The organism is Rhodococcus spongiicola, assembly GCF_004011835.1.
In the GTDB taxonomy this organism is placed as follows: Bacteria; Actinomycetota; Actinomycetes; order Mycobacteriales; family Mycobacteriaceae; genus Prescottella; species Prescottella spongiicola.
Genome location: NZ_RKLN01000003.1, coordinates 601,477 through 615,429 on the forward strand (window position 1 = coordinate 601,477; position 13,953 = coordinate 615,429).

A 13,953-nucleotide genomic window follows, 5' to 3' on the forward strand; every position below is an offset into this window, starting at 1 on the left:
GTCAGTACTTCAGCAGGTCAGCGTCGTCGACCGAGGCCGAACGGCGGGTACGGAAGATGGTCATGATGATCGCGAGGCCCACTACGACCTCGGCTGCCGCGACAACCATCGTGAAGAACGCGAACACCTGGCCGTTGAGGTTTCCGTGCATGCGTGCAAACGTGACGAACGCGAGGTTGCAAGCGTTGAGCATCAGCTCGATACACATGAACACGACGATCGCGTTGCGGCGCAGCAATACTCCGGCCGCACCAATCGTGAACAGCAGCGCGGCCAGGTACAGGTAGTTCTCTGGATTCATCGCTGCTCCTCACCGTTCGGCGGTACGCCCGACGGCGGCGCCTCTCGCGGATCGAGGACACGAGAAACAGATTCTCGAGAGTCGGACCCGTCCGGCAAACGGGCCGGTATGTCGACGGCGTTGCCGCGTGCGTAGACGCCCGGGCTGGGCAGTGGGGTCACGCGGGTCGCGATGGTCGCCTCGGGATCGCTTGCACCCCAGTCCCGGAAGCGTTGCTGCGACAGCTCCCGTTGGGTCAGGCGGCGCTCGAACCGTTCCCGGTGCGCCAGCACCATCGCGCCGATCGTCGCGGTGATCAGCAGGGCGCCGGTGAGTTCGAACACCCAGACGTAGCGGAGGAAGACGATCTCGGCGAGACCCTCGACGTTTCCGACCGGTCGCCCCTCCACTACCTCTCCGGTCGGACCGAATCCGACGAATCCGACCTCGCCTGCACGGGACACACCGATGGCGGCGTTGCCGAGACCGCCGATCAGCAGCAGGCCGAAGCCCACGCCCGCCGTCACCACGGCGACGCGTTGTCCGCGAAGCGTTTCCACGAGGGAGTCCGACGAGTCGACGCCGACGAGCATCAGCACGAACAGGAACAGCATCATGACCGCGCCGGTGTAGACGACAACCTGCACGACACCGAGGAACAACGCGCCCTGGGCGACGTAGAACACCGCAAGCACGATCATGGTCATCGCGAGGAATATCGCCGAGTACACGGCCTTGGGTGAGACCACCACACCGAGCGCGCCGAGCACCGCGACCGTGCCGAGTATCCAGAATTGGACGCCCTCTGCGGTGGATGTCCGGGTGAGCAGGTCCGCGGCCAAGAGCGCAGCCTGGTTCCCGGTCACTACCTCCACTACCTCACCTCCCCGGCTTGCCCCGACTCAGCTTGCCCTGACTCAGCTTCACCCGACTCAGCCTGCGCCGGTTCGGCTGCCGCACCTGTCACCGTTCCGCGGTAGTAGTCCTCGTCGGTGGTGCCGGCCGCCATGGGGTGCGGCGGAGCCTCCATGCCGGGTTGCAGCGGAGCGAGCAGGCGATCCTTCTCGTAGATCAGGTCCGTCCGGTTGTCGTCGACCATCTCGTAGTCATTCGTCATCGTGAGCGCGCGTGTCGGGCACGCCTCGACACACAGCCCGCAGCCGATGCACCGCAGATAGTTGATCTGGTAGACGCGGCCGTACCGCTCACCGGGCGAAAACCGCTCTTCCTCGGTGTTGTCGGCGCCCTCGACGTAGATCGCGTCGGCCGGGCACGCCCACGCACACAATTCACAGCCGATGCATTTCTCGAGCCCGTCCGGGTGCCGATTGAGCTGGTGCCGACCGTGGTAACGGCCCGCGGTCGGCGTCTTCTCCTCGGGGTAGAACTCGGTCACCGGCTTCTTGAACATCGTTGAGAAGGTCACACCGAAACCTGCGACGGAGTCGAGGAACTCAGGCATCGAAATCCTCCTTTCGGGAGCCCTGCGACGACCCGACGCCGGCTGCGGTGCGCGACGGAGGGCCCGGTAGTGGCGGGACGGGGAAACCGCCGGCCATCGGATCGAACGGAGCAGCGGCGGCAGACTCTTCACCGGGCGAGGCACGCTCGGTCGTAAAGCGGCGCCCCAACAGCGCCAAGAGCAGGATCCCGACGAGGGCTCCACCGACGAACAGGATGACCCAGCCCACGTCGTACCCCTCGTTGCGGAAGCCCCGCACGGTCGCGACCACCATCACCCACCCGAGGGCGACGGGGATCAGGATCTTCCATCCGAGGTTCATGAACTGGTCGTAGCGCAGGCGTGGGAGGGTGGCGCGCAACCACATGAACACGAACAGGAACAGCCACACCTTCGCGACGAACCACAGCAGCGGCCACCAACCCGAGTTCGCGCCGGACCACATGTTCAACGGCCAGGGCGCGTGCCAGCCGCCCAGGAACATCGTGGCGGCCAGCGCCGAGACCGTCACCATGTTCACGTACTCGGCGAGCATGAACATCGCGAAACGCAGTGACGAGTACTCGGTGTGGAAGCCGCCGACGAGTTCGCCCTCGGCCTCGGGCAGGTCGAACGGCGCGCGGTTGGTCTCGCCGACCATCGATGTCACGTAGATGAGGAAAGACGGCAGCAAGAGGAAGACGTACCACGTGCCGTATTGGGCATCGACGATGCCCGAGGTCGACATCGTCCCGGCGTCGAGGAAGACCGCCGCGAACGTCAGCCCCATGGCCACCTCGTAAGAGATCACCTGCGCGGTCGACCGCAGTCCACCAAGCAGCGGATACGTCGACCCGGATGCCCAGCCGGCCAGCACGATCCCGTATACCCCGACCGACGTGACGGCGAGGATGTACAGCACCGCGACGGGCAGGTCCGTCAGCTGCAGCGGCGTCAGGTGGCCGAGGATCGACACCTCGGGGCCGAAGGGAATCACCGCGAAGGCCATGAATGCCGGCACGGTCGCGATGACCGGCGCGAGGATGTAGATCGGCTTGTCGACGCCCTTCGGAACAATGCCCTCCTTGAGGGCGAGCTTGATGCCGTCGGCGAGGGTCTGCAGAAGTCCACGCGGGCCGACCCGGTCGGGTCCGACGCGCATCTGCATCCAAGCCAGCACCTTGCGCTCTGCGTAGATCGCGATCAGCACCGTCAGCACCAGGAAAATGAAGATGGCCAACGCCTTCGCGACCACCAGCCACCACGGATCGCGACCGAACATCGACAGGTCTGCGGCGGCGAGGACGGTCATCGCAGGGCCTCCCCCGAAGTTCCGGCCGACGCGGCAGCCTCGTCGCCGGGTTCGGCGCGGCGAATCCCGACGATGTCGCCGGGCCGGACGCCGAGTTGCCGGTAGACCGCCGACCTGGACGAGTTCAGCGGCAGCCACACCACGCGGTACGGCAAATCGGTGACCGCCAGCGGCAGGGTGACCGAACCACGGTCGGTTTCGACGGTCACCGGATCGCCCTCCCGTGCATCGATCTCGGCGGCGCTGTCGGCGCACAGACGCACAACGGGCGGACGAGCCGTCCCGGCGAGGTACGGTTCGCCGTCCTGCAGTCGACCTTCATCGAGGAGCATTCGCCAGGACGTCAGGACCGCCTCGCCGGGCCCTGGTTCGGGTGCCGAGCGTGCGGCGACGTCCGGGGAAGGCGGTCGCGCACCGCCCCACGTGCCCATCCGCGCAATCTCGATGCGCGCGGCCACGACGTCGGGCAACCCGAGCGGGACGCCCATCTCGGTGGCCAGAGCGTCCAGCACTCGCTGGTCGGGCACGGCGCCGGTGTCGCGCAGAGCAGTCTCGAACGGGCGCACCCGACCCTCCCAGTCGACGAACGCACCCGGTTTCTCCGCGGTGGGTGCCACCGGAAACACCACGTCGGCCCGCTCGGTGACGGCGCTGCGTCGAAGCTCGAGACTCAAGACGAATCCGGCCGCGTCCAGGGCAGCGGTCGCGGCGTCCGGGTCGGGCAGGTCGCCGAGTTCGACGCCGCCGACCACCAGGGCGCCGAGCTCACCCTCCGCGGCGGCCTCGAGAATCTCCGACGTGTCCCGGCACGCACCGTCGGGAAGTTCATCGACTCCCCATGCGGCGGCCACCTCTTGCCGCGCAGCCAGATCGGCGACGGGCCGTCCACCTGGCAGCAGGGTCGGCAGCGCCCCGACCTCGAGAGCGCCACGCTCGCCCGCACGCCGCGGAATCCATGCGATTCGAGAACCGGTAGCGTCCGCCAGACGCGCGACGGCCGACAGGGTTCCCGGAATGCCGGCTGCCCGCTCCCCGACCAGGATCACCGCACCGGGGTGTCGCAGGAAGTCCGACTCGGTCAGCTCGTCGAGGATCGCCGGTTCATCGCCCGGTACGGCACGTAGGAGGCGCCCGGGGATCTTGTCGAGCCCACGGGTGGCGTACGGAGCGACCGACATGACCACGGTCCGCCCCTTGCGTACCGCCTTGCGCAACCGGAGGAAAACGATCGGCGACTCCTCCTCCGGCTCGAACGCGACGAGCAGCACGGCAGGTGCGTGCTCGAGATCGTCGTAGGTGACCGCTGTCTGGTCGGCGCCGATGACGCGGCCGGCGATCCGGGAGGCGAGGAACTCGGTCTCCTCGGCCGAGTGCAGGCGGGACCGGAAGTCGATCGCGTTGCTGCCCAGCACCAACCGGGTGAACTTGGCGTAGGCGTACGCGTCCTCGACAGTGACACGGCCGCCGACGAGGACGCCGGTACCGCCGGATGCCGACGACAGACCGCGAGCGGCGAGCGCCAGAGCCTCGGGCCACGAAGCCTGCCTCAACTCGCCGGACGCACCGCGCACCAGTGGCGTCTCGATCCGATCCGGTTCCGTCGCGTACGCGAAAGCCCATCGTCCCTTGTCGCAGTTCCACTCCTCGTTGACCTGCGGATCGTCGCCGGCGAGGCGGCGCAGCACGGTGCCGCGACGGTGGTCGGTGCGCTGCGCGCACCCGCTCGCGCAGTGCTCGCAGACACTCGGGCTCGACACCAGGTCGAACGGCCGCGCTCGGAACCGGTACGCCGCGCCGGTGAGCGCCCCGACCGGACAGATCTGCACGGTATTGCCCGAGAAATAGGAATCGAACGGCTCCCCGTCGGCTATCCCGACCTGTTGCAGCGCACCGCGCTCGAGCAGTTCGATCATCGGGTCGCCCGCGATCTGCTGGGAGAATCGCGTGCAGCGCGCGCACAGTACGCAACGTTCGCGGTCGAGCAGCACCTCGGTGGACAGCGGAATCGGTTTGGGGAAGGTGCGTTTGATCCCGCCGAAGCGAGACTCCGCGCGACCGCTCGACATGGCCTGGTTCTGCAGCGGACACTCGCCACCCTTGTCACACACGGGGCAGTCGAGCGGGTGGTTGATGAGCAGCAGCTCCATCACACCCTTCTGCGCCCGGTCCGCGGCCTCGGAGGTGACCTGCGTGCTCACCACCATGCCGTCGGTCGCCACGGTCGTACACGATGCGAGTGGTTTGCGCTGTCCTTCGACCTCGACGAGGCATTGCCGGCAGGCGCCGACCGGGTTGAGCAGCGGATGGTCGCAGAATCGGGGGATCTGGATGCCGATCCCCTCGGCGGCCCGGATGACGAGGGTGCCCTTGGGCACCGTCACCTCGACGCCGTCGATCGTGAGCGTCACCCGGTCGGACGGTACCGGCTGGCCGGACGCGTCGGCTCCCGCGCTGACGGTCATGCTCTCTCCCCTTCCGGTCGGGCCGCGACCTTGGCGACGAGCGCCGAGTCCTCCGGGTCGAAGGGGCATCCGCCGTGTTCGAAGTGCGTGACGAACTCGTCGCGAAAGTACTTCAGCGAGGACATGATCGGGCTGGCAGCGCCGTCCCCGAGAGCGCAGAATGACTTCCCGAGGAGGGTGTCGGAGATGTCGAGCAGCTTGCCGAGGTCCTCCTCGGTGCCTTCGCCACGTTCGAGTCGCTCGAGGATCTGCACCAGCCAGTACGTGCCCTCCCTGCACGGGGTGCACTTGCCGCACGACTCGTGCGCGTAGAACTCCGTCCACCGCAACACCACTCGCACGACACACGTGGTCTCATCGAAGATCTGCAGCGCCTTGGTGCCGAGCATCGATCCGGCTTCGGCGACGGCCTCATAGTCGAGCGGCACGTCCAGGTGCTCGTCGGTGAGGATCGGTGTCGACGAGCCACCCGGCGTCCAGAACTTCAGCCGATGTCCCGCTCGGACACCGCCCGCGTACTCGAGCAGCTGCCGCAATGTGATTCCCAGCGGCGCCTCGTACTGGCCGGGGCGCGTCACGTGGCCGGAGAGTGAGTACAAGGTGAATCCGGGGGACGCCTCGCTTCCCATGCTGCGGAACCACTCCGGCCCGCGCAGGATGATCGGCGGCACGCTGGCAATCGACTCGACATTGTTGACCACCGTGGGGCATGCATAGAGCCCCTCTACCGCCGGAAAGGGTGGCCGTAAGCGGGGCTGGCCACGTCGGCCCTCGAGCGAGTCGAGTAGCGCGGTCTCCTCTCCGCAGATGTAGGCGCCTGCACCGGCGTGGATCACGACGTCGAGGTCGAAGCCGGAACCGAGGATGTCGTCGCCGAGGTAGCCGGCGTCGTAGGCCTCGGCCACCGCCGCCTGCAACCGGCGCAGAACCGGAACCACCTCGCCACGCAGGTAGATGAACGCCCGTGACGCTCGGATCGCGTAGGAGGCGATGATCACGCCCTCGATCAGCGCGTGGGGCGTTGCGAGCATCAGCGGAATGTCCTTGCAGGTGCCCGGTTCCGACTCGTCGGCGTTGACGACCAGGTAGTGCGGCTTGACGGTTCCCGTGACGACGCTGTTGGACGGGTCCTGCGGGATGAACGACCACTTCATGCCGGTCGGGAAGCCCGCACCGCCACGGCCGCGCAACCCGGCCTCCTTGACGGTCTGGATCACCTCGTCCGGGTTCATCCGCAGCGTCTTGTGCAACGCGTCGTAGCCCTCGTGCCGCTGGTACGTCTGGAGGGTCCAGGACCGGGCGTCGTCCCAGTGGCTGCTCAGGACCGGCGTCAACGCCGGGCCGTCCGACGCGCCGGCCGTGCCCTCGCGGGACACCTGCAGTCCGGCGACGGTCGCCGGCCCCGCGCCGCCGCCCGCCTCGAGCGCAGCAGGCCGAGGGTCCGGGAACCCCGCCAGGATCCGCGTGGTGTCCCGGAAGGAGCACAGTGGTGCGCCACGCGTAGGGGTCACGGACTTCCCCGCCCGCAGCGCGTCGACCACCTCGATGGCCGAGGTGGGCGTCTGGTTGTCGAAGAACTCCCAGTTGACCATCATGACCGGCGCGAAGTCGCAGGCCGCGTTGCACTCGACGTGCTCGAGCGTCACGGCGTCGTCGGCAGTGGTCTCGCCGTTCGCGATCTCCAGATGCTCACGCAGGGCCGCGTAGATCGCATCACCGCCCATCACAGCGCACAGGCTGTTGGTGCACACCCCCACGTGGTACGTACCCGTGGGATTACGGCGGTACATCGTGTAGAAGGTGACCACCGCGGTCACTTCTGCCGGGCTCAGTCCGAGTTGTCTTGCACAGAAGTCGATTCCGGCTGCCGAGACATAGCCTTCCTCGGCTTGGACGAGATGCAACAGCGGCATCAGCGCGGAGCGCTCGGTATCGGGGGGTTCACTGGAACGGGTTTCGCCGCCGCGGGCGCGGTAGCGGGCGATGATCTCGCCGGCTTCGGCGGCCAACCGGGTCTCTACGTCCGGTGGGAACTGCGCCGGTACCTGGGGTCGCGGCGATAGTTCGACGAACACCGGTCCGGGCGTCTCGCGCTGATCGCTCATCGGTCCACTCCCCCCATGACGGGGTCGATACTGGCCACCGACGCGATCACATCTGCCACCATGCCGCCCTCGCACATCGCCGACACTGCCTGAAGGTTGGTGAACGACGGATCGCGATAGTGGACCCGATACGGCCGCGTGCCTCCGTCGCTCACCATGTGCACGCCCAACTCACCGCGCGGGGATTCCACCGCAACGTACACCTGCCCGGGGGGGACCCGGAACCCTTCGGTCACGAGTTTGAAGTGGTGGATCAGACCCTCCATCGAGGTGCCCATGATCCGGCGGATGTGCTCCAGCGAGTTTCCGAGGCCGTCCGGGCCGAGCGCGAGATCGGCTGGCCATGCAATCTTCTTGTCCGCCAACATGACCGGCCCGGGACGCAACCGGTCCAGGCATTGTTCGACGATCTTGAGCGACTCGGCCAGTTCCCGGACGCGGACGAGGTACCGGCCGTAACAGTCCGATCCGGTGTCGGTGATGACGTCGAAGTCGTACGTCTCGTAGCCGCAGTAGGGATCGGTGCGGCGCACGTCATGGGGCAGCCCGGTCGCTCGAAGGATCGGACCGGTGATGCCGAGCGCGATGCATCCGGTGAGATCGAGGTAGCCGATGCCCTGCGTACGAGCCTTCCAGATCGGATTCTCGTTGAGGAGGTTCTCCAGATCGCGTAGCCGGCGCGGCATCAGGTCGAGCAACTCCCGTACCTTCTCCACCGCACCGTCGGGCAGATCCTGAGAGAGTCCACCCGGGCGGACGTAGGCATGGTTCATTCGCAGACCCGTGATCATCTCGAAGATGTCGAGGACAAGTTCACGTTCACGGAACCCGAAGAGCATCGGTGTGATCGCACCCAATTCCATGCCGCCGGTCGCCAGCGCGACCAGGTGCGAGGAGATCCGGTTGAGTTCCATCAGAAGCACCCGGATCACAGTGGCGCGCTCGGGGATCTGGTCGGTGATGTCGAGCAGCTTCTCCACGCCGAGGCAGTACGCCACCTCGTTGAAGAACGGCGACAGGTAGTCCATGCGGGTGACGAAAGTGACGCCCTGAGTCCAGTTGCGATACTCGAGATTCTTCTCGATGCCCGTGTGCAGGTATCCGATTCCGCAACGGGCGTCGGTGACGGTCTCGCCCTCGATCTCGAGGATCAACCGCAACACCCCGTGGGTGGACGGATGCTGCGGCCCCATGTTGACGACGATGCGCTCGGCGCCGGATCTCTGGGCTTCGGTCGCGGCGTCGACGAGATCGTCCCAGTCCTGCCCCGCGACGGTGAATTCCGCACCATCAGCGCCGTCCAGACCACCACTGCCGTCCTGGTCGAAGTTTTCGCGAGGATGGTTCACTGGTAGCCCCTCCGCTCGTCCGGTGGTGGGACCGTCGCCCCCTTGTACTCGACGGGGATGCCACCGAGCGGATAGTCCTTGCGTTGCGGATGCCCCACCCAGTCATCGGGCATCTCGATCCGGGTGAGTGCAGGATGACCCTCGAAGACGAGTCCGAAGAAGTCGTATGTCTCCCGCTCGTGCCAGTCGGTGGTCGGATAGATCCGGTAAAGCGACGGTATGCGCGGATCGGCGTCCGGCACGGCGACCTCGAGACGCAGCCGCCGACCGTGGGTGATCGACATCAGCGGATACACCGCGTGCAGTTCCCGACCGGAGTCCTGTGGATAGTGCACGCCGCTCACCCCGAGACACAGCTCGAATCGCAGGCCCGGGTCATCACGAAGCAATCGTGCGAGCAGCGGCAGGTACTCCCGCCGCACGTGCAGCGTCAGTTCGTTGCGGAACACCACGACCTTCTCGACCGCGTCGTCGAGCACGGCGCCGGTGTCGTCGCCATCGGCAAGTGCGGTCTCGAGCGTGTCGACGACCTCGTCGAACCACCCGCCGTACGGCCGGGACGCCCGGCCGGGCAACGTCACCGGGCGCAACAGGCGTCCGTAGCCGGAGGTGTCGCCGGTGCCGGAGACCCCGAACATGCCCTGGCGGAGTCCGATCATCTCGCCGCCTGCGACGCGTTCGGGGGGGATCGTGCCTTCCGGACCGGCGGTCGCCTCGGGGTCGGTACCGTGCGGGTTCTTGTCGCGATCGGTCGTCATCGCATCACTGCCCCGGCGTCTCGTCCCGGCATCCCGAGGTCGATCGCGGGATGCGCCGGTCGCGCAGCGAGTGCGGCCTCCTCAGCGGCACGGACCGCCTGTTCGCGATTGACACCGAGCGGCATGTGCTGAATCTTCTCGTGCAACTCCAGGATCGCGTTGAGCAGCATCTCGGGTCGTGGCGGGCAACCAGGTAGGTAAATGTCCACCGGCACAACGTGGTCGACGCCCTGCACGATCGCGTAGTTGTTGAACATCCCGCCCGATGACGCGCAGACTCCCATCGCCAGCACCCACTTGGGTTCGACCATCTGGTCGTACACCTGCCGGAGGACCGGCGCCATCTTCTGGCTCACCCGTCCGGCAACGATCATCAGGTCTGCCTGGCGAGGTGACGCACGGAAGGCCTCCATACCGAAGCGCGCGAGGTCGAACCGCCCCGACGTCGTCGCCATCATCTCGATGGCACAACACGCGAGGCCGAACGTGGCCGGCCACAGCGAACCCTTGCGGGCGTAACCGGCAACGGTTTCGACAGTGCTGAGCAGGAAACCGCTCGGCACCTTCTCCTCGAGACCCATGCCAGACTCACCTCCCTCCTGCGGGGACCGCTCAGTCCCAGCTCAATCCCCCACGCCGCCACTCGTATACGTAGGCCACCGAAACGGTAAAGACGAAGACGGCCATTGCGACCAAACCGAACAAACCGAGGGCATCGAAGTGCACGGCCCACGGGTAGAGAAACACGATCTCGATGTCGAAGATGATGAACAGCATCGCTGTCAGGTAGTACTTGACCGGGATCCGCTGCCCGCCCGCCCGACCGGTGGCCGGCTGCGGAACCGGTTCGATACCGCACTCATACGCTTCGAGCTTGGCCCGGTTGGCCCGCCTGGGACCGACCACCGACGCGACGACCACGGAGAACACCGCGAACGCGACGGCGATGGCCCCGAGCACGAGAATCGGCACGTACGCATTCACTGCGTCTCAGCTCCTCTCGTCGTGAGCCCACAGTTGTGAACCCGCACGGTGAGCACGCACGACGGGTAGCCACGAGAGACGCACAATCACGCAATCAGGAATACCTACCCGCCGAATGTGATCTACGGCTCAGCGTACCGGGATAGTGCGTGCACTTGGGTTCGGTTTTACCCGCGAGTCGCTCGGGCGTCGGAACGCCCGCGGGAAGAACTCGGGAAGGACGCCGGGGAGGGCCCCCGGGAGAGAACGCCGGGGAGGCACCCCGGGGGGAGGACACCGATACGCTACGCGCGCCGCAGCAGCGGGACGACCGCCTCTGCAAGCCGGAACGGCTCGATCGGGTGCTGAACTACGGCCTCGGCACGCGACCAGTCGGCGAGCCAGCGGTCGTCCACGCGGCCGGTGAGCACCACGACAGGCGGGCACGCGTCGAGCTCGTCCTTCAGCTGCTTGGCGATACCCATGCCACCCGCGGGCGCCGCCTCACCGTCGAGAATCGCAAGATCGATACCTCCGGCGTCCATCTTTCGGATCACCATCGGCTCGGTCGCGACCTCGGTGTACTCGATCTGAGGCAGGTCGGGATGTGGGTGCGTACCGAGAGCGCGCATCACCTGCTCACGCGTCGCGGCAGCGCTGCTGTAGACGAGCACGCGCAGCTGGCCAGAACCTTCGGAGCGGACGGTCGGATTCACCACGACAACGATGCTACGGCCGCGCACGCTCGGACACCCGGAAGCGCCACCGAATGCGGTCCGGATCGGCCAGTCATTCCACCACGAGCGCCAGTGCGAACCCGTCCCAACCCGTGGACCCGACGGTCTGCAACGCGGTGGCGTCCACACGCGGTTCGGTAGCCAGCAAGCCCAGGACCTCCCGGCCGGCCCGAACGGCGTCGTCGTCGAGGTCGGCGTTGGAGACCGATCCACCACGGACGACGTTGTCGACCACGATCACGGTGCCCGGACGCGACAGCCGCAACGCCCACCGCACGTAGTTGGAGTTGTTGACCTTGTCGGCGTCGACGAAGACGAGATCGAACGGCCCCATCCCGTCGGCGTCGACGCCGGGCAGCGTGTCGAGGGCAGCTCCGATCCGTATGTCGACACGGCGCCCGACACCGGCACGGTCGAGGTTCGCGCGGGCGACGGCAGCGTGCGCGGGTTCGTATTCGAGCGTCACGACACGTCCGGAGTCGCCCACGGCGCGGGCGAGCCAGATGGTGCTGTAGCCGCCGAGGGTACCGACCTCGAGCACCCGAGTGGCACCGATCATGCGCGCCAACAGGTTCAGAAATTTGCCGTGCGTCGGAGAGACATCGACCGGCGGCAGCTGGGCCGCGCCGTTCGCCTCGAGCGCCGCCGCCAGGTCGTCGTCGGACCCGATCAGGGTCTCGACGAGATAATCGTCGACCTCGGCCCAGTGCGCGCGTTCGATGTCGTCAGCCATCGCTTCAGCCTAGGGGCCCATCTCGTAGGCACCGTCGTAGGCGACGACCTGCTCCCACACCCGCTCGAACCGGTCGGTGTCGACGACGGGCCTGCGGATCACGTCGAGCGCCCACTTCTGCTGCTCCGGGGTGGACGACGGCTTGCCATGCAGCTCAACCGCATACCGCGAGTAGTCACGAATCTGGAAGTCGAAGATCTGCCCGATGAGATCGCGGTCGAGGCCGACGATGCCGGCCTGTTCGAGGATCAGTTGCCCGTACACGATGAGTTCGAACAGGTGCCCGACCGTGAGCAGGAAGTCGAGGTCCTCCCGTTGGGCGTCGTCCGGCCCGGCGCTCGCGAGCAGTTCCCGCAAAGCGAGCGCCTGCTCGAGGAAGCGGGCGACGTTGGGGACGTCGGAGTACTCGTTGTAGATGCGGGTCCAGTCTTCGAACTGCACCTTCGCGGCGCCGCGAGTGGGTCCCTGCGCCCAGAAGAACGCGTCGTCGGCGGCGTCCATGCGGGTGCCGATCTCCGGATACTCGGCCGGGTTGAACAGGTAGTTCGGCATGAACTTGAGGATCAGCGCCACGTTGACGTGCACCGTACCCTCGAGTTTCGGCAGCGTACCGATCAGTTGACTGACCTCGCGGAAGTAGGTGTCCTTCTCGTACCCTTTGGCCGCGATCACGTCGTGCAGGAGCGCAATCACCTGCTCGCCCTCGGAGGTGACCTTCGCTTTGGTCATGGGGTTGAAGAGCAGGTAGCGGCGGTCCTCCAGTCCGGCGCTCCGGAAGTAGTCGACGGCCCGGGCACTGAAGAGTTTCATCGCCACCAGTCGGGTATAGGCGTCGACGAAGTTCGCCCGCACGTGCGGGAAATCGGTCACCCGCTTGCCGTAGAGAATCCTGTTGTGTGCGTGCGTGATCGCCTCGAAGAACGCATGCTCGCACATCCCGATCGACGCCGTGCACAGATTGAACTTGCCGACGTTGACCGTGTTCAGCGCCGCCGAGAAGGCGTCGGCCCCGGTGTGCAGGATGTCCTCCTCGCGCACCGGATAGTCACGGAGCGCGAAAGTGCTGACATACATCTGGCCGTGCACGACGTTGTCGATCAACCGGTAGTGCAGGTTTCGGCTGTCGGCGACGAAGAAGACGTACCCGTCGGTGCCCTCGACGTCGGTGCGGCGACCGAATACCGACACCATGCCCGCCACGTTGCCGTTGCCGATGTAGTACTTGTTGCCGTTCGCCCGGAAGGCCACGGTCCCGTCCTCGGCGGGCGTGAGCAGCATGTCGGTCGAGTACACGTCCGCGCCGTGTTCGCGCTCGGACAGTCCGAAGGCCATGACGCCGCCCGCGTCGAGCTGCTCGGCGGCACGTTCGCGGGCCGAGTCGTTTTCGCTCATCCAGATCGGCCCCAGTCCCAGCACGGTCACCTGCCACGCATACCAGTACCCCAGTCCGTAGAACCCGAGGATCTCGCTGAGTGCTGCGTTGCGGGCCGCATCCCATCGCTTGTTGGGGTCATCCCCGGCGTTGGCGGCCGGGGTCATGAACGTCGCGAACAACTTCTCGCCACCCGCGAAGTCCAGGAAGTCCCGCGGCCACACCGCGTGCAGATCGTCCTGCAGAAGCCGGCGTTTACCTCTGGATTCGAACCAGTCGATAGTGGCACGCAACAACCTACGCGTGTTCGGGTCGAACCGCGCTGGGTCGTAATCGTGCGGATTCAGTAGCAGTCGTTCCACCGGCCTCACCCTTCGCAAAACGTAAACATATAGACCCCGGTCGGGGTCACATTCCACTGTCCTCCGGATCGGTCCGGAT

13 protein-coding genes are annotated in these 13,953 nt (G+C 66.6%); all 13 read right to left on the reverse strand.

What is annotated here, in order from left to right; translation table 11 throughout:
- Nucleotide 1 precedes the first annotated feature (1 nt).
- The 13 genes from nuoK to EF834_RS10925 all read right to left on the reverse strand — a co-directional run bounded on the left by nuoK (nt 2) and on the right by EF834_RS10925 (nt 13,874).
- Complete coding sequence (nuoK, locus tag EF834_RS10865; protein ID WP_127947198.1) at nt 2-301, reverse strand: NADH-quinone oxidoreductase subunit NuoK; 300 nt, start codon at nt 299-301, stop codon at nt 2-4.
- Complete coding sequence (locus tag EF834_RS10870; RefSeq protein ID WP_408014496.1) at nt 298-1,155, reverse strand: NADH-quinone oxidoreductase subunit J; 858 nt, start codon at nt 1,153-1,155, stop codon at nt 298-300. The genes nuoK and EF834_RS10870 overlap by 4 nt, the downstream gene beginning before the upstream one ends.
- Nucleotides 1,155-1,742, reverse strand: a complete 588-nt coding sequence (nuoI, locus tag EF834_RS10875; protein WP_127947199.1) for an NADH-quinone oxidoreductase subunit NuoI — start codon at nt 1,740-1,742, stop codon at nt 1,155-1,157. The genes EF834_RS10870 and nuoI overlap by 1 nt, the downstream gene beginning before the upstream one ends.
- Entirely contained in the window at nt 1,735-3,033 is a 1,299-nt protein-coding gene (nuoH, locus tag EF834_RS10880; protein ID WP_127947200.1) for an NADH-quinone oxidoreductase subunit NuoH, read from the reverse strand. Before nuoH ends, nuoI begins: the two co-directional genes overlap by 8 nt.
- Complete coding sequence (locus EF834_RS10885) at nt 3,030-5,495, reverse strand: NADH-quinone oxidoreductase subunit G (RefSeq protein ID WP_127947201.1); 2,466 nt, start codon at nt 5,493-5,495, stop codon at nt 3,030-3,032. Before EF834_RS10885 ends, nuoH begins: the two co-directional genes overlap by 4 nt.
- Complete coding sequence (gene nuoF, locus EF834_RS10890) at nt 5,492-7,600, reverse strand: NADH-quinone oxidoreductase subunit NuoF (RefSeq protein WP_127947202.1); 2,109 nt, start codon at nt 7,598-7,600, stop codon at nt 5,492-5,494. Before nuoF ends, EF834_RS10885 begins: the two co-directional genes overlap by 4 nt.
- Entirely contained in the window at nt 7,597-8,904 is a 1,308-nt protein-coding gene (gene nuoD, locus EF834_RS10895; protein ID WP_127947355.1) for an NADH dehydrogenase (quinone) subunit D, read from the reverse strand. The genes nuoF and nuoD overlap by 4 nt, the downstream gene beginning before the upstream one ends.
- A 41-nt stretch (nt 8,905-8,945) precedes the next feature.
- On the reverse strand, nt 8,946-9,707 hold the full coding sequence (locus tag EF834_RS10900) for an NADH-quinone oxidoreductase subunit C (protein WP_127947203.1): 762 nt from the start codon (nt 9,705-9,707) through the stop codon (nt 8,946-8,948).
- Entirely contained in the window at nt 9,704-10,288 is a 585-nt protein-coding gene (locus EF834_RS10905; RefSeq protein ID WP_127947204.1) for a NuoB/complex I 20 kDa subunit family protein, read from the reverse strand. The genes EF834_RS10900 and EF834_RS10905 overlap by 4 nt, the downstream gene beginning before the upstream one ends.
- Before the next feature lie 31 nt (nt 10,289-10,319).
- Nucleotides 10,320-10,691: an NADH-quinone oxidoreductase subunit A gene (locus EF834_RS10910; RefSeq protein WP_127947205.1), complete on the reverse strand. Its 372-nt coding sequence runs from the start codon at nt 10,689-10,691 to the stop codon at nt 10,320-10,322.
- A 284-nt stretch (nt 10,692-10,975) separates the two neighbouring features.
- Nucleotides 10,976-11,389, reverse strand: a complete 414-nt coding sequence (locus EF834_RS10915) for an Rv3143 family two-component system response regulator (protein WP_127947206.1) — start codon at nt 11,387-11,389, stop codon at nt 10,976-10,978.
- A gap of 70 nt (nt 11,390-11,459) precedes the next feature.
- Nucleotides 11,460-12,140, reverse strand: a complete 681-nt coding sequence (locus EF834_RS10920) for an O-methyltransferase (protein ID WP_127947207.1) — start codon at nt 12,138-12,140, stop codon at nt 11,460-11,462.
- A gap of 9 nt (nt 12,141-12,149) precedes the next feature.
- The gene (locus EF834_RS10925; protein ID WP_127947208.1) at nt 12,150-13,874 is read right to left on the reverse strand and encodes an acyl-CoA dehydrogenase family protein; all 1,725 of its coding nucleotides are present in this window, start codon (nt 13,872-13,874) and stop codon (nt 12,150-12,152) included.
- Nucleotides 13,875-13,953: the final 79 nt, after the last annotated feature.